The sequence below is a fragment of the Aromatoleum sp. genome (assembly GCF_036675785.1).
In the GTDB taxonomy this organism is placed as follows: Bacteria; Pseudomonadota; Gammaproteobacteria; order Burkholderiales; family Rhodocyclaceae; genus Aromatoleum.
The window spans coordinates 22,608-36,759 of record NZ_JAKFEF010000010.1; the positions used below are offsets into that span (position 1 = coordinate 22,608).

Annotated in this window: 14 protein-coding genes, 2 tRNA genes and 2 pseudogenes; 15 read left to right on the top strand and 3 right to left on the bottom strand. The window is 66.2% G+C overall.

Annotated elements, in window-relative coordinates:
* The first annotated feature begins 6 nt into the window (after positions 1 to 6).
* The 6 genes from queE (at position 7) to V6M37_RS01695 (ending at position 4,620) form a co-directional block, all read left to right on the top strand.
* Positions 7 to 672 (top strand): 7-carboxy-7-deazaguanine synthase QueE, encoded by a 666-nt coding sequence (gene queE / locus V6M37_RS01670; protein WP_332670483.1) that lies wholly within the window; start codon positions 7 to 9, stop codon positions 670 to 672.
* 54 nt (positions 673 to 726) lie between these two features.
* Positions 727 to 1,407, top strand: coding sequence for a 7-cyano-7-deazaguanine synthase QueC (gene queC / locus V6M37_RS01675; RefSeq protein ID WP_332670684.1), 681 nt, complete (start codon positions 727 to 729; stop codon positions 1,405 to 1,407).
* Positions 1,408 to 1,542: 135 nt separating this feature from the next.
* On the top strand, positions 1,543 to 3,336 hold the full coding sequence (locus tag V6M37_RS01680) for a sensor histidine kinase (RefSeq protein WP_332670485.1): 1,794 nt from the start codon (positions 1,543 to 1,545) through the stop codon (positions 3,334 to 3,336).
* 18 nt (positions 3,337 to 3,354) lie between these two features.
* On the top strand, positions 3,355 to 4,335 hold the full coding sequence (locus V6M37_RS01685; protein WP_332670486.1) for a response regulator: 981 nt from the start codon (positions 3,355 to 3,357) through the stop codon (positions 4,333 to 4,335).
* An 89-nt stretch (positions 4,336 to 4,424) separates the two neighbouring features.
* A tRNA-Lys gene (locus tag V6M37_RS01690) sits at positions 4,425 to 4,500 on the top strand.
* A gap of 44 nt (positions 4,501 to 4,544) precedes the next feature.
* A tRNA-Lys gene (locus V6M37_RS01695) sits at positions 4,545 to 4,620 on the top strand.
* Between the two features lie 413 nt (positions 4,621 to 5,033).
* Here the strand turns inward: V6M37_RS01695 and V6M37_RS01700 are convergent.
* Positions 5,034 to 5,306 (bottom strand): hypothetical protein, encoded by a 273-nt coding sequence (locus V6M37_RS01700; RefSeq protein ID WP_332670487.1) that lies wholly within the window; start codon positions 5,304 to 5,306, stop codon positions 5,034 to 5,036.
* Positions 5,306 to 5,563, bottom strand: coding sequence for a hypothetical protein (locus V6M37_RS01705; RefSeq protein ID WP_332670491.1), 258 nt, complete (start codon positions 5,561 to 5,563; stop codon positions 5,306 to 5,308). Before V6M37_RS01705 ends, V6M37_RS01700 begins: the two co-directional genes overlap by 1 nt.
* 2 nt (positions 5,564 to 5,565) lie before the next feature.
* Between V6M37_RS01705 and V6M37_RS01710 the strand changes: the two are divergent.
* The 9 genes and pseudogenes from V6M37_RS01710 to tssA form a co-directional block, all read left to right on the top strand.
* Positions 5,566 to 5,883: pseudogene (locus V6M37_RS01710) on the top strand (NAD(P)-binding protein); the annotation flags it as partial.
* A 106-nt stretch (positions 5,884 to 5,989) separates the two neighbouring features.
* Positions 5,990 to 6,226, top strand: a pseudogene (locus V6M37_RS01715) (FAD-dependent monooxygenase); the annotation flags it as partial.
* Positions 6,227 to 6,437: 211 nt separating this feature from the next.
* A complete protein-coding gene (locus V6M37_RS01720; RefSeq protein ID WP_332670686.1) occupies positions 6,438 to 6,833 on the top strand; it encodes a hypothetical protein in 396 nt (131 codons plus the stop codon).
* Between the two features lie 41 nt (positions 6,834 to 6,874).
* Positions 6,875 to 7,594 carry a TRAP transporter substrate-binding protein gene (locus V6M37_RS01725; RefSeq protein WP_332670494.1) on the top strand — a complete coding sequence of 240 codons (720 nt, stop codon included), beginning with the start codon at positions 6,875 to 6,877 and terminating at the stop codon, positions 7,592 to 7,594.
* Positions 7,591 to 7,839 (top strand): hypothetical protein, encoded by a 249-nt coding sequence (locus tag V6M37_RS01730; RefSeq protein ID WP_332670497.1) that lies wholly within the window; start codon positions 7,591 to 7,593, stop codon positions 7,837 to 7,839. Before V6M37_RS01725 ends, V6M37_RS01730 begins: the two co-directional genes overlap by 4 nt.
* A 91-nt stretch (positions 7,840 to 7,930) precedes the next feature.
* The gene (locus tag V6M37_RS01735; RefSeq protein ID WP_332670499.1) at positions 7,931 to 8,428 is read left to right on the top strand and encodes a TRAP transporter small permease; all 498 of its coding nucleotides are present in this window, start codon (positions 7,931 to 7,933) and stop codon (positions 8,426 to 8,428) included.
* A 79-nt stretch (positions 8,429 to 8,507) separates the two neighbouring features.
* On the top strand, positions 8,508 to 9,701 hold the full coding sequence (locus V6M37_RS01740; RefSeq protein ID WP_332670501.1) for a TRAP transporter large permease: 1,194 nt from the start codon (positions 8,508 to 8,510) through the stop codon (positions 9,699 to 9,701).
* A 210-nt stretch (positions 9,702 to 9,911) separates the two neighbouring features.
* On the top strand, positions 9,912 to 10,283 hold the full coding sequence (locus V6M37_RS01745) for a hemerythrin domain-containing protein (protein ID WP_332670504.1): 372 nt from the start codon (positions 9,912 to 9,914) through the stop codon (positions 10,281 to 10,283).
* Positions 10,284 to 10,375: 92 nt separating this feature from the next.
* Entirely contained in the window at positions 10,376 to 11,446 is a 1,071-nt protein-coding gene (gene tssA, locus V6M37_RS01750; RefSeq protein WP_332670506.1) for a type VI secretion system protein TssA, read from the top strand.
* 41 nt (positions 11,447 to 11,487) lie between these two features.
* Here the strand turns inward: tssA and tssH are convergent, their stop codons facing one another.
* Positions 11,488 to 14,115 carry a type VI secretion system ATPase TssH gene (gene tssH, locus V6M37_RS01755; RefSeq protein WP_332670508.1) on the bottom strand — a complete coding sequence of 876 codons (2,628 nt, stop codon included), beginning with the start codon at positions 14,113 to 14,115 and terminating at the stop codon, positions 11,488 to 11,490.
* Positions 14,116 to 14,152: the final 37 nt, after the last annotated feature.

The window sequence follows — 14,152 nt, forward strand, 5'->3', positions numbered from 1 at the left end:
CGGTCCATGACAGTGGCAGCACCGGATCGCAGCCCGAAACTGCGGATTACGGAAATCTTCTCGTCGCTGCAAGGCGAATCGACGCGCGTCGGGCTCCCGACAGTGTTCGTCCGGCTCACCGGCTGCCCGCTGCGTTGCGTCTGGTGCGATACCGAATATGCATTCCACGGCGGCGAAAGCCGCAGTCTCGAGGCGATCGTCGAAGACGTTGCGAGCCATGGAATCGCGCACGTATGCGTCACCGGCGGCGAGCCGCTGGCGCAGAAGGCCTGCCTTCCCTTGCTGAAGGCGCTATGCGACGCCGGTTTTTCGGTGTCGCTCGAGACCAGCGGTGCGCTCGACATTTCCGCCGTCGATCCCCGCGTATCGCGGATCGTGGATCTCAAGGCACCCGGGTCCGGGGAGACGGATCGAAACCGCTGGGAAAACCTACCGTTGCTGAACGGACACGACGAGGTGAAAATCGTCCTCGGGGGCGAGGCGGACTACGACTGGGCAAGGGCGCGTATCGCCGAACACGGACTCGCCCGCCGCTGCACCGTGTTGCTGTCACCGGTACATGGCAAACTGGACCCTGCGCTGCTCGCCGACTGGATCGTACGGGACCGCCTGCCGGTCCGCTTTCAACTCCAATTGCACAAGGTGCTGTGGAGCGATGCTCGGGGCCGCTGAATCCGCCCGCTCGGCCCGCCGCACCCGATTCCCTCGCTCGTGACTTCACCTGCCGTGACCGATCCCCAGCGCGCCATCGTATTGCTCTCCGGCGGACTCGACTCCGCGACCTGCCTTGCCATCGCACGGGACATCGGTTTCGAGTGCTTCGCGTTGTCGATCGCATACGGCCAGCGTCACGCCGCGGAACTGACCGCGTCGAAACTCGTCGCCCGGACGCTCGGCGCACGGGAGCACCGCCTCGCGCGCGTGAACCTCGGCGAATTCGGCGGATCGGCACTGACCGACGCGAGCATCCCGGTGCCCACCGGGGGCGACGCCGAGGGCATTCCGGTCACTTACGTGCCCGCCCGCAACACGGTCATGCTGTCGATCGCGTTGGCGTGGGCCGAAGTGCTCGACGCACGCGACATCTTCGTCGGCGTGAATGCGGTCGACTACTCCGGCTACCCGGACTGCCGCCCCGAATTCATCGCGGCGTTCGAGACGATGGCCAATCTCGCGACAAAGGCAGGCGTCGAAGGGTCGCACATCACGATCCACGCTCCGCTGATCGATTTGTCAAAAGCGCAGATCATCCAGCGCGGAATCTCGCTCGGCGTCGACTACGCCCAGACCGTCTCGTGCTATCAGGCCGACGAGGCGGGCCGCGCCTGCGGCGCATGCGACGCGTGCCGGTTGCGGCGCGCGGGCTTCGAGGCGGCCGGCGTCCCCGACCCCACGCCCTACCAGTAAGACGCGCCACCCGATCTCGACCACGCGTCAGAGCCATCCAGTGGGGGGTTGATCTATATCAGCCCTGCTTCCAGAAGGGTTTTGTAACATCCGGCAGCTTGACGCCGGGATAACAACCTTTTCGGGATCCTTTCGATGCGCTTTCGGCTTGTGCGCCATTTCACGCTGGCCAGCCTTGGCATGTTCTGCCTCGTGGCCCTGACCCTGATCTACTTCGAACAACAGCAGGGAGCTCTCCTCCGGCAGGTCCAGGAACAACAGGGCGCGTTTTTCAACGACGTACAGCGGGTGTTCGCGAAGCGGCAGGACGAGTCCGCGCGGCGCGACCTGCTGGCAATCCATGAATCGGGCAACGTCAACCTGACGCGATTGTTCGCGAACGCGCTATGGGCGAAGGATTTCGCCCCCTTCGTCGCGCAGGCACGGGCGCTCGACGCCGAGCACTGCCGCACTCTGCCGGACACCACGAGCAACGGCACCGCGTCCGCGGCCTCCCAAAAGAAAGCGTGCTTCGCCGAAATCGGCCAGCGCATCATGGCCCTGCCGGGATTCCGCGAGCTCGACGCGAAAGTGTTCGAGTCGATGCGCAAGAGCACCGTCTTCAAGATCAAGGTCTTCGACCTGCGCGGCATCACCGTCTATTCGTCGGAGCATGCGCAGATCGGCGAAGACAAGAGTTCCAACGCCGGTTGGCGCGGCGCCGCGCTCGACGGCACGCCGAAAAGCGAATTGACCCACCGCGACACGTTTTCCGCGTTCGAAGGCAAGGTCGAGAACCGGGACCTCATTTCGAGCTATCTTCCCGTACTCGAGCCCGGCTCATCGCGCGTCGTCGGCGTATTCGAAGTGTACTCGGACGTCACCCCGTTTCTGGACCGGATCGAGCAGACGTCGTCCGAGATCCAGATTGCCACCGAGGCGAACCAGCGCAAGGTGGCCGATGCGGCGCTCGAAAACCAGGCAAAGGTCGATGCGACGTCGGACCGCCAGCTCGGCGCGGTCGCGCTGCTCCTTGCGCTGCTCTTTTGCGGCCTGCTCCTGATCGTGCGACGCGCCGAAAAGATCATCCAGCGCCAGGAGAAAGAACGGGAGCACAGCCACCAGCAGCTCGCCCAATCCGAAAAAATGGCGTCGCTCGGCCAGATGGTCGCGGGCGTCGCGCACCAGCTCAACACGCCGCTCGCCTTTTCGCAGAACAACGTGCTGATGGTCCGCGAAGCGCTCGGCGGCATGGATCTGCCGATGAAGGTCGCCGCCCGCATGTCGATGATTCTGAAGGACGTCGAAGGCGACAAGGTCACCCTCAAGGTCTCGCAGCTGAAGGCGAACCTCGACAAGCTCGAGAGCGGCGCCGTCGACATCGCGATGCTGCAGGAAATGCTCGGCGACGTTCTCGACGGCATCAGCCAGATGTCCGAGATGGTCGTGAACCTCCGGGATTTCACGCGACTCGACCGCGCGGCCATCGCACACGCGGACCTGAACAAGTCGCTGCACACGGTCGCCTATATCGCGAAATCCGTGATCCCGAAAAGCATCGAGCTGGTCGAGGAATACGGCGAAGTGCCCGCGATCGAGTGCAACCCTTCGCAGCTCAATCAGGTATTCCTCAACCTGATCAACAACGCGGCTCACGCGATCGACGGCGCCGGGCGCATCACGATCCGCACGATCGCCGCCGGAAGCAAGGCTCGGATCGAGATCGCGGATACCGGGCGCGGAATTCCGGACGAAGCGCTGCCCCATATCTTCGAGCTTTACTTCACGACCAAGCCGGCCGGCGAAGGCACGGGACTCGGCCTCGCGATCGCGAAGGACATCGTTTCGCAGCACGGCGGCGAGATCAAGGTCGCGACCCGGGCCGGCGCTGGCACGACTTTCACCGTGACGCTGCCCGTGGCGCAGCAGCCGCTGGTGAGCGCGGCGTAGGACGTGCAGGAACGCGACATGACAAGAGACAAAAGCAAGATTCTGTGCATCGACGACGAGCCCAATATCGTCCGGTCGCTGCAATGGCTGCTGCAAAGAGAGTTCGAGGTGCACACGGCCGGCAGCGGTCAGGAGGCTTTGGCGCTCGTGCAGCAGCATGACTTCGACGTCGTGATCAGCGATCAGCGCATGCCCGTCATGACCGGGGTCGAAGTGCTTCGGGAAGTGAAGCGCCTGTCGCCGCGCACGATGCGGATCCTTCTCACCGGTTATTCCGACATGCCGGCGATCGTCAAGTCGGTGAATGAGAGCGAGGTATTCCGTTTCATCAACAAGCCGTGGAACATCGGCGAGTTGCCGCAAGTCGTCGCGCAAGCGGCCGAAATCGCGCGAAGCCGCCCGGCCGAATCGGGAGAGGAAGTCACCGAGGAAACGCCGCTCGTCGCAAACGGGGACTGCATCCTCGTCATCGACGACGACCCGGCGATGGCGCAGGCCGTGTCGGACGTCGTCGGCGAAGCGGCAAAAGTTTCCTATACCCAGAACCTTGCCGACGCCGTCGACATCCTGAACAGGGAGCCCGTCTCCGTCATCGTCTCCGAGACGCGCGTCGGATCGATCGACGCGACGCGCCTCGTCCGCCTGATGAAGAGCCGCCATCCGGAAATCGTGACCGTCATGCTGACCGATGACGGCGACGCGGACACCGTGACCGCATTGATCAATCAGGGTCAGATCTACCGCTTCGTGCCGAAGCCGGTGCGCTCCGGTTACCTCAAGCTCGTCATCAACTCGGCGCTGCGCAAACACAGCTCGCTGTCGCTCGAACCCGCGCTCAACGGACGTCACGCGGTCGAGGCGACCGCCGCCGGCACCGTCGACTCGCTGATGATCGACGTTCAATGGGCGGCAATGCAACACGAAGCAAGGGGCGAGGTGAGAAGAACCGGTTTCATGGCCGCGTTCGGCGCGGGATTCCGCCGCTTGTTCGGCGTCTAGACGGCATCCGCGCGAAGTCCGCGAGCGGATTTCGCCGATTTGTTGACGGAACAATCGATATTACATAGAATCGCAATCCTTCTGCGTTTGGGTCGTTAGCTCAGCTGGTAGAGCAGCGGACTTTTAATCCGTTGGTCGCAGGTTCGAATCCCGCACGGCCTACCAAATGCACAGATGCGACACGCAAGTTTCCGATCGCGCGTGTTCGGGGGGGTATAGCTCAGTTGGTAGAGCAGCTGACTCTTAATCAGTAGGTCCTAGGTTCGAATCCTAGTGCCCCCACCAATAGATTCAAGCAGTTAGGCCGGTCAACGCAACCGGCCTTTTTGTTTTCTGCGGCCGGTGTAGCCACCGTGTAGCCAGATTTGGCGCCAGCACGTATTGCACGGCAACGTATAAGAGCTCGCGCGGTCTCGATGGGCTTCCACCGCGCGTATTTAAGGGGGCGCAAGCCGCCGCCGCTGCACACCCTACTCCGTCCTGTTCTGTGCAGCCGCGTCGCCGAAAGGTGTACCGCGTGCGAACGGACTACATTTGCAGGCCGGTATCTGGCGGTGAAGGTGCGGACGACGGACAGAGGGGTGATACTTTGGCGACGGCGGTTTCGGGCAATGGGCCGCCGTATTCGTAGCCCTGCGGCGTCCATAACCATATCGCGTCGGCAGTGATTAGATGTGGTTCTTGATGTCCGCTCCGGCTCAGCAGGCCGAAGATTCCGGGCGGAAGGCCGCGACCTCGGCGTCAACATAGCGTCGGGCGCCGACTTCGCCGACGCGCTCCGCTTGCAAGGTTCGGTCGAGAACAGAAATGCTCCATCGCTCGGCCAGCGCTAATTCCTTATTGGCCGCCTTCCCGTACCCTGCAAATTCGTGCAACCGGCCTTTCAGACAGGCGTTGCAAGGGCGGTGGCCGGCGGCGAGTCCGGTCGTTTCGTCGATAAAAAACAGCTCCGTATAGCAGCCCGGTGTCATCAGGCTCCGAGACAGACGTACTGCTGACGGAACAGCGCCTGGTGGTAGAAGCCGGTTTCGAGCGCGGGAATGAAGCCGACCGCGAGGTCCGCGTCGCCCGACTCGAGCTGCGCGCCCGTGTCCGCGGACAGCGGCGCAATCTCGATGCGGATCCCCGGCGCGGTCGCGCGGAGCGTTGACGATCGGCGCAGCGGAGTAAACCCCGTCGGTGGCAGGCCGCGCCCGACGCGGCTGCCCGGACCCCATAGAGGAGACAATGATGACTCAGCAACTTCCCGTGATCGTCGCCGGCGGCGGCATCGGTGGCCTGGCGGCGGCACTCGCGCTCGTGCGTCAGGGTTTTTCGGTCAAGGTGCTCGAGCAGGCGCCGGAGATCGGCGAGACCGGCGAGGCGTTCCGCAAGCGCTTCGGCAACCCGTATGCGGTGATTCACCGCGTCGACGTGCATCTGTCGCTGCTCGAAGGCGCGCAGGAGACCGGCCGCGTCGAGTTCCTGACCTCGACGCGCGTCGAACGCATCGAGCAGGACGCGGAGAGTGTCACGGTGTATGACCAGCACGGCAACGCGCACCGCGGCGTCGCGCTGATCGGCGCCGACGGCGTGAAGTCGGTCGTGCGCGCGCAGTACGTGACACAGCCGCGAAAAGGAGGAGTGGGGCGTCACCGAAGGCAGCGCCGAGGAGGTGCAGAGCTATTTCCAGGGCATCTGTCCGAAAGCGCGCCAGCTGATCGACCTGCCGAAGAGTTGGAAGCGCTGGGCGACCGCGGACCGAGAGCCGATTGCGCAGTGGTCGTTCGGACGCGTCACGCTGCTCGGCGACGCTGCGCACCCGACGACTCAGTACATGGCGCAGGGCGCGTGCATGACGCTGGAAGACGCAGTGACGTTCGGCGAGGCGCTGCGCGCGAACGGCAACGACTTCGCGAAGGCGTTCGACCTGTACCAGCGCTCGCGCGTCGCGCGCACCGCGCGCATCGTGCTGTCGTCGCGCGAGATGGGCCGCCTGTATCACGCGAAGGGCGTCGAGCGCCTGGTGCGAAACGAGCTGTGGAAGGGCCGCTCGCAGGAGCGCTTCTCAGACGCCGGCGATCATCGAATGGCTCGAAGAGCGCTACGCGACGCCGGCGCTGCTGCCGGACGACCTCTACGACCGGGCCCGCGTGCGCGCGCTCGTGCCGGTCGTCGGCTGCGATATCCACCCGCTGAACAATCGCCGCGTCCTCGAATACGTGAAAAAGACGCTCGGCTGCGACGACGCCGCGGTGAAAGCGTGGTGCGCGACGTGGATCACCGCGGGCTTCGACGCGCTCGAGAAGATGCTCGCCGGCGACCAGCGGCGAGGCCGGTTCTGCTTCGGCGACGCACCGACGCTCGCCGACGTGTATCCCGTCCCGCAGGTCGAGAGCGCCCGCCGCTTCGGTGTGGACCTCGCGCCTTATCCGGCGATCGTCGCGATCGACCGCGCGTGCGGCGAGCTCGACGCGTTCCGCCGCACCGCGCCCGCCGTGCAGCCCGACGCGAAATGACAGACAGATCCTAAAATAAACGATTCCCCGAGGAGACCGAAATGAAATTCAAGAAACTCGTCCGCGCCGCCGTCGCCGGCGTCGCCCTCGCGGCCGCCGCGTTCGCCACAAACGCCCAGACCCTGAAGCTCGGCCACATCACGCCGCCCACCCATGTCTGGCACCAAGTGTCCGAGAAGATCTCGACCGACCTCGCCACCGCGTCCGGCGGCAAGATGAAGATCGCCGTCAGCCCGCTGCAGAAGCTCGGCAACGAGGCGCAGATGATCAACCTGATGCAGGCGGGCGCGATGCAGTTCGGCGTATTCACCGCCGGCGGGCTGTCGAACCGCGAGGCGTCCTTCCTCGCGTGGTCGCTGCCGTATGTGTTCAAGGACGTCGCGCACGCGTCGCGCGCGGCCGCGACGCCGGCCGCGAAGGAAATGCTCGCGCGGCTCGACAAGCACGGCCTCGTCGGTCTCGGCTACGTCTTTGCCGGCATGCGCCACGTGCTGTCGCTGCAGCCGGTCGCGTCCGCCGCGGACCTTGCGAACAAGAAGATCCGGTCGTTCCCGAGCCCGGTCTACAACGACTGGTGGAGCGCGAACGGCGCGGCGCCGACCGCGATGCCGCTGTCCGAAGTCGCGCCGTCGCTGACGACGAAGCTGCTCGACGCGGTCGATGTCGCCTCGACGCGCTCGTCGGGCTCAAGTTCCACCAGCAGGCGCCGAACCTCACGCTCAGCAACTGGGCGACGCGCTCGCAGGCCGAGCGCGACATGATCGCGAAAGTCGTCGCCGACGCCGAGCAGTGGGGCTTCACGACGGCGATAGACGCCGAGCAGTGGGGCTTCAAGACGGCGATAGACGCCGACGTCGCGAACCTGAACAAGGCGAAGGCCGACGGCGCGAAGGTTATCGCAGCCGACATCGCGTCGTTCCAGGCGGTCGGCGGCAAGGTCCGCGACCAGTACATCGCGAAGAACCCGCTGATCGCCGACTTCTACGGTCAGGCGAAGGACCTTTGAGCGGCCGAGAAGACGGTCCGACTTAACTTCCGTGACTGATGCGGCGGCCCGCAACCGGCCCGCCGCATCGCGCTGCCCGAAGGATTCCCCGATGTTCGATCTCATCCAAAAAACCGACCGAGGCCTCGCCGTGATCGAGCGCGGGCTCGTGATCGCGCTGACCGCCGCGATCGCCTGCGTCATGATGGCCCAGGTCGTCCTGCGCTATTTCTTCAGCGCGCCGATCTTCTGGGCGGAGGAAATCTCGGTCCAGATGCTCGTGTTCGCGACGCTGTTCGGCCTGTCGCTGCTCGTCCACCACGGCCGGCTCGTGACGATCGACTTCCTACCGCAGGCGCTGCCGGCGCGTGCGCGTCACGGCCTGATCGCGGCGCTCGGCGTCGTCATGCTCGCGCTGTTCGCGTTCGTCGCGTGGCTCGGCTGGGAGTGGATCGCCCGGCCCGAAGTCCGCATCGAGCTCGGCGCGACGACGCAGCTGCCGCGCTGGTACAACTACGCGGTGCTGCCGTTCGCGCTGACGCTGATGGGCTTGCACCACTTCGCCGCGATCCTGCGCGACGCGCGCGCGTGCGCCGGAGGCCGCAAATGATCACGCTGATCGTGTTCTTCGGCCTGCTGTTCCGGGCCTTCCGATCGTAGGCACGATCCTCGTCGCGGCGATCGTTTTCATGGCGACGAACGACCTCGCGGTGCTGTACGACTCGATCCCGATCCAGCTCTACGGCGCGCTCGAGATCAACAGCCTGCTCGCGATCCCGCTGTTCCTGCTCGTCGGCGAGATCATGAACAAGGCGGGCCTGACGCAGCGGCTGATCGCGGTCGCCGAGGTGCTCGTCGGGGGCCTCAAGGGCGGCCTCGCGTACGCGAACCTCTTCACGAACGCGATGGCGGCGTCGATCCTCGGGTCGGCCGTCGCGCAGATCGGCGTCATGAGCAAGACGATGATCCCGGCGATGGAGCGCAAGGGCTACGACCGCGCGTTCTCCGGCGCGGTCACCGTGTCCGCCGGGCTGCTCGGCCCGATCATCCCGCCGTCGATGCTGATGATCATCTTCGGCGTCGTCGCGGTGCAGCCGATCGCGCCGCTGTTCATCGCCGGCGTCATCCCCGGCGTGTTGATCGTCGCGGCGCTCGCGCTCGTGATTTTCCTGTTCGGCGTCTTCGACTCTGGCCTTCCCGCGGGCACGCGCGGCGAGCGCGCGGCCTCGATCCGCGTGCTGCTCGAGGGCCTCGTGCCGGCGACGATCCCGCTCGTCGTCATTGGGGGGATCATGGCCGGCGTCATGACGCCGACCGAGTCGGGCGCGGTCGCGTCGATCATCGCGCTCGCGCTCGGCTTCGCGTACCGTGAGATCCGCGTGCGCGACCTCGGCCGCATCCTGCTCGAAGTCGGCGTCAACTCCGCGACGATCACCGGCCTGATCGCGGCCGCGTCGGTGCTGAGCTGGGTGCTCGCGTTCCAGGGCGTGCCCGATCGCGTCGTCGAGTACATGAAGGGGCTCACCGACTCGCCGTTCGTGTTCCTGCTGCTCGTGATTGTCATGATGCTCGTGCTCGGCATGTTCCTCGAGAGTATCAGCGTGCTGATCGTCGTCGTGCCGCTGCTGATGCCGGTCGTCACGAGCCTCGGCATCGACCCAATCCACTTCGGCGTCGTATGCACGCTCGCAACCGTCATCGGTCTCGTGACCCCGCCGGTCGGGCCGGGCCTCTACATCGCGATGGTGCAGGCCGACATCCGCATGGGACCCCTGTTCGGCGCGACGCTCCCGTTCTTCGCCGCGATCGTGCTCGTGCTCGTGCTGATCGCCGGCGTCCCCGAGATCTCGACCTGGCTGCCGGCGCTGACCACCGGGCGCTGATATCGCGAACGCAACCACCGAACCCACGGACCCTGCCATGAAAGAGTCATCCGCCCCGAAGCAAGGCGACGCGCCTATCCAGGACTTTTCGAACTGCCACGACGGCATTCTCCGCAAGCTCGATCAGCTCGCCGAGCTGCCGGCATTGCTCGGCCCCGGCTGCGCGCGCGACAGATCGCAGCGGCCGCGCTCGAATTCTTCCACGACGCGGTGTTCGAACACCATCTCGACGAGGAGCGCGAGCTCTTCCCCGCGGTGCTCGCGAGTGCCGCGGCGGGCGCCGAACGCGAGCGCGTGCAGAGCCTCGCGAAGCGCCTCCCCGAAGAGCACCGTGAGCTCGAGGCGACGTGGAAGCGGCTCGAGCCGGAGCTCAAGCGCGTCGCGAAGGGTCAGGATAGCCGTCTCGACGTCGCCGCAATCGAAGGTCTCGTGAACTGCTACCGCGCACATGCCGAATTTGAGGAGACGGAGTTCCTGCCGCTGTCGCAGGCAATCCTCGGCCGCGACACGCACCACCTCGCAGCGCTCGGATTGTCGCTGCACATGCGCCACGCGACGATGAAGCCGGCGACGCCGATTTGATCGCCGGCGGCCGATCGCATCCTTCCGGACGCACTGCCGCTCGCGTTGCGCATGATATGCTTCGGGCATTTTTATGCCAAGGAAGTGTCGGGATGGACCTGGATCGATTGGAGCAGTTACTTTTGCCGATCTCGGACGCGTGTCCTGAAGGGGAGGACATGGCTTACTCGGCGCTGTTCGACGAGATACGCGAAGCGCGACGCGCGGATGACCCCGCGCTCGCGCAAGGTGACTGGGAGACCGCGCCGAAGCGCGCGGAGTGGGCACGGGTCCGGCAGTTGTGCGAGGAGACACTCTGCCGCCGCAGCAAGGACCTCCAGATCGCCGCCTGGTACGCCGAGGCGCTGACCCGGATCGAGGGCTTCGACGGACTGACGTTCGGACTGCGGCTCGTCACGGGGCTATTGCGGCGTTACTGGGACAGCGGCTACCCCTCGTTGGACGGCGACGGCGCGGACGAACGGGCTGCGAAGCTCGACTGGCTGTCCGCGCAGCTCGCCGACGAAATCCGCAGGATTCCGCTGACCGCGTCGGTTCACGATGGCTACGACTGGTACCGCTATCGCGAGTCGCGCGAGGTCGACAACCTCGCGCTGCGGGACGCCGGTGCGCGGGAGCGCTGCGCCGCCGAAGGCAAGCTCGCGGGGGAACAGTTCGACCGCAGCGCCGAGTTGTCGGGACGAGCGTGGTTCGAGGCACTCGGCGAGCAACTGAGCCGGGCGCAGGCGCAGGTCACGGAACTCCGGCAGGAAGTCGACGCGCGCTTTACAGCGGCCGCACCCCACCTCGCGCCGATCGAGGACGCACTCGGCGCGTGCGGTGAAATATGCAGGCGGAGTCTTGAGCGTTTCGACCCCGTGTCGACCGATCCCGCCACCACGACAACCCAGCCGCTTCCGCATCGGGAGCCCGGTTCAAACCGCCCCGCAGTCGACACCGCTGTGTCCGGCTCGACCGGATCGTCCCGCGCCGACGCGATCGGCCTGCTGCACGAGGCCGTCCGCTATTTCCGTACCCACGAACCCCACAGCCCGGTCGCCCTTCTCGTCGAGCGCGCCGCCGGCTGGGCGGAGATGTCGCTCGAAGACTGGCTCGCAACGGTAATCAAGGACGGCTCGACGCTCAGCCAGATCGATGAATTACTCGGCATCCGACGAGGCTGACGCCCCGGCGCAGACCCCTCGCGTTTCGCCGTATTGCCCGTTCAATTGATCTTCACCCGGGTCATCCCGTCGCTTGCCGAGACGGCAACGCGCTTGACGGGTTTGCCCTTCGCCATCCGGTCGAGAAGCTGCGACGAGATGCCGGCCAGTACGGTCCGCGCCAGGACGGCGTCGGCGTCGCGGGCACCGCTGCCGACGTCATCGCAGCGTTGGGCGACCAGTTCGGCCAGCGTGGGCGCGAAATCGACCCGTGCGCCGTGACGGGCGGTGATGCGCTCGCCGATGCGCCGCAGCTTCAGCGCGACGATCCGCTCGAGGACATCCGGGCCGATCGGGAAATACGGCACGATCACCAGGCGGCCGAGGAACGCGGGCTTGAAGACCTTCTGCAGCGTCGGACGCAGCAGCTCGACGAGTTCCTGCGGTGTCGGTACGCGGGGCGCCTCGTCGGTCGCGGTCGTCACACCGTCCTCGACCGCGCGCATCACGAGGTCGGCTCCGGCATTCGACGTAAGCAGGATCAGGGTGTTCCGGAAATCCACTGCGCGCCCTTCGCCGTCTTCGAGCACTCCCTTGTCGAATACCTGGAAGAAGAGTTCCAGCACATCGGGATGCGCTTTCTCGACTTCGTCGAGCAGCACGACCGAATACGGCCGGCGGCGAACCGCCTCGGTCAGCACGCCCCCTTCGCCGTAGCCGACGTAGCCCGGTGGCGAACCCTTGAGGCCGGAGATGCTGTGCGCCTCCTGGTACTCCGACATGTTGATCGTGACGAGATTGCGCTCGCCGCCGTACAGCGCGTCCGCGAGCGCGAGAGCGGTTTCGGTCTTGCCCACGCCTGACGGGCCGACCAGCAGGAACACGCCTTTCGGCTTGATCGGGTCTTCGAGCCCGGCCTTCGCGATCTGCACCCGCTCGGCGATCTGCGCGAGAGCAGCGTCCTGGCCCACGACGCGCTGCGCGAGAATTGCCGCGAGACTCCGCACGCGCCCGAGCTCGTCACCGATCATCCGGCCGAGCGGAATGCCGGTCCACGCACTGACGACGTCCGCGATGACGTTCGCGTCGACGCACTCGAACGCCAGCGGCATCGCACGGTGAAGCTCGCGCAACGCGGCCCTTCGGCCGGCCAGCTCGTCCCGCGCAGGAGAAGTGCGGTTCCGACCCTTCCCGTTCAGTGCGTCGATTTCGTCGACCACATCCCTCTGCGCCGCCCACTCCTCATGCAATCGGCCGAGGTCGCCTTCCAACACCGTGCGGCGCCGTTCGAGCTCGGCGATCCGCGCCGCCGCTCCGTCCTCGTCGCGCAACGCGGCAAGCTCGCGGTCGATGTTCGCGACGAGCGTGTAGATGTCTTCGACCGGGCCCGGCCGCCCGGCCCGCGAAAGCGCGACGCGGGCGCACGCGGTGTCGAGCACGCCGATGGCCTTGTCGGGCAGTTGCCGTCCCGCGAGGTATCGGCTCGACAGGTCGACCGCCGCGCGGATCGCCTCTTCGCGAATGCTCACGCCATGGTGCGCCGACATCGCCTGCGCAATGCCGCGCACCATGTGGACCGCCGTTTCGGTATCGGGCTCCTCGACCTTCACGACCTGGAAGCGCCGCGCCAGCGCCGCATCCTTCTCGAAATATTTCTTATACTCGGACCACGTGGTCGCGGCGATCGTCCGCAACTCGCCGCGGGCGAGCGCCGGCTTCAGCAGGTTTGCCGCGTCGTTCTGCCCCGCCTGCCCGCCCGCGCCGATCAGCGTGTGCGCCTCGTCGATGAACAATACGATCGGCACCGCGCTCGCTTTCACTTCGTCGATCACCTGCCGGAGCCGGTTTTCGAACTCCCCTTTCACGCTCGCCCCGGCCTGCAGCAGGCCGAGATCGAGCGTGCGCAGGCGGATGCCGGCGAGGGCCGGCGGCACCTCGCCCCGCACGATCCTGAGCGCGAGGCCCTCGACGACGGCGGTCTTGCCCACCCCCGGCTCACCGGTGAGGATCGGGTTGTTCTGTCTCCGCCGCAGCAGAATGTCGACGAGTTGGCGGATCTCCGCTTCGCGTCCGATGACCGGGTCGATCTTGCCGGCTTCGGCGAGCGCCGTTAGGTCAACGGTGTATCCCCCCATGGCGGCAGTCGTGCCCCTGGAGTCGGCAGACGGCAAGAGCCGCGTTCCCCCCGCCGCCTCCGGCCGCGACTCGACGCCATCCTCGCCGCCGTGCCGCCGCAGCGTCGCGTAGGCGTCCGCAAGCCGCGCCGGCTCGATCGCCGCCAGCGTCGGCGCCGTCTGCGCGATGCCGGACCGCAAGCGGTCGTCGACGAGCAGTGCTAGCAACAGATCGAGACTCGACACGCGCTCCTCGCCCCGCTCGGCGCCCGCAAGGAGCCACGCGCGCTCCAGCCAGGTGATCAGGCCCGCGGACAGGAGCGGGTGGCGCGTGTTTCCGCTGCGGAATCGATCCGCGGAGCCGTTCAGCTCACGCTCGACGTCGGCTCGCCCGATGCCCACGGTGCGCAACGCCGCTGCCAGCGCGTTCGTGTCGGTGCCGATCAGTGCCAGCAGGACATGTTCGATCTCGACTTCGTGGTTCGTTCGCGACACCGTGCGGGCGACCGCGTCCTCGAACGCGGCGCGAGCCGCCGGAGTGAGACGGGCGAACAGCGCCTTGAGCAGGCTTTGCATGCTGGAATGTCCTTGTTGTGGAAATCATTCTGACCGG

Coding starts and splice junctions, on each gene's coding strand:
- V6M37_RS01730 (WP_332670497.1), top strand. CDS start 7,591: ATGATCGCGAAAGTCGTCGCCGACGCCGAGCAGTGGGGCTTCACGACG.
- V6M37_RS01685 (WP_332670486.1), top strand. CDS start 3,355: ATGACAAGAGACAAAAGCAAGATTCTGTGCATCGACGACGAGCCCAAT.
- queE (WP_332670483.1), top strand. CDS start 7: ATGACAGTGGCAGCACCGGATCGCAGCCCGAAACTGCGGATTACGGAA.
- V6M37_RS01725 (WP_332670494.1), top strand. CDS start 6,875: ATGAAATTCAAGAAACTCGTCCGCGCCGCCGTCGCCGGCGTCGCCCTC.
- tssH (WP_332670508.1), bottom strand. CDS start 14,115: ATGCAAAGCCTGCTCAAGGCGCTGTTCGCCCGTCTCACTCCGGCGGCT.
- tssA (WP_332670506.1), top strand. CDS start 10,376: ATGGACCTGGATCGATTGGAGCAGTTACTTTTGCCGATCTCGGACGCG.
- V6M37_RS01680 (WP_332670485.1), top strand. CDS start 1,543: ATGCGCTTTCGGCTTGTGCGCCATTTCACGCTGGCCAGCCTTGGCATG.
- V6M37_RS01735 (WP_332670499.1), top strand. CDS start 7,931: ATGTTCGATCTCATCCAAAAAACCGACCGAGGCCTCGCCGTGATCGAG.
- V6M37_RS01700 (WP_332670487.1), bottom strand. CDS start 5,306: ATGACACCGGGCTGCTATACGGAGCTGTTTTTTATCGACGAAACGACC.
- V6M37_RS01740 (WP_332670501.1), top strand. CDS start 8,508: ATGGCGACGAACGACCTCGCGGTGCTGTACGACTCGATCCCGATCCAG.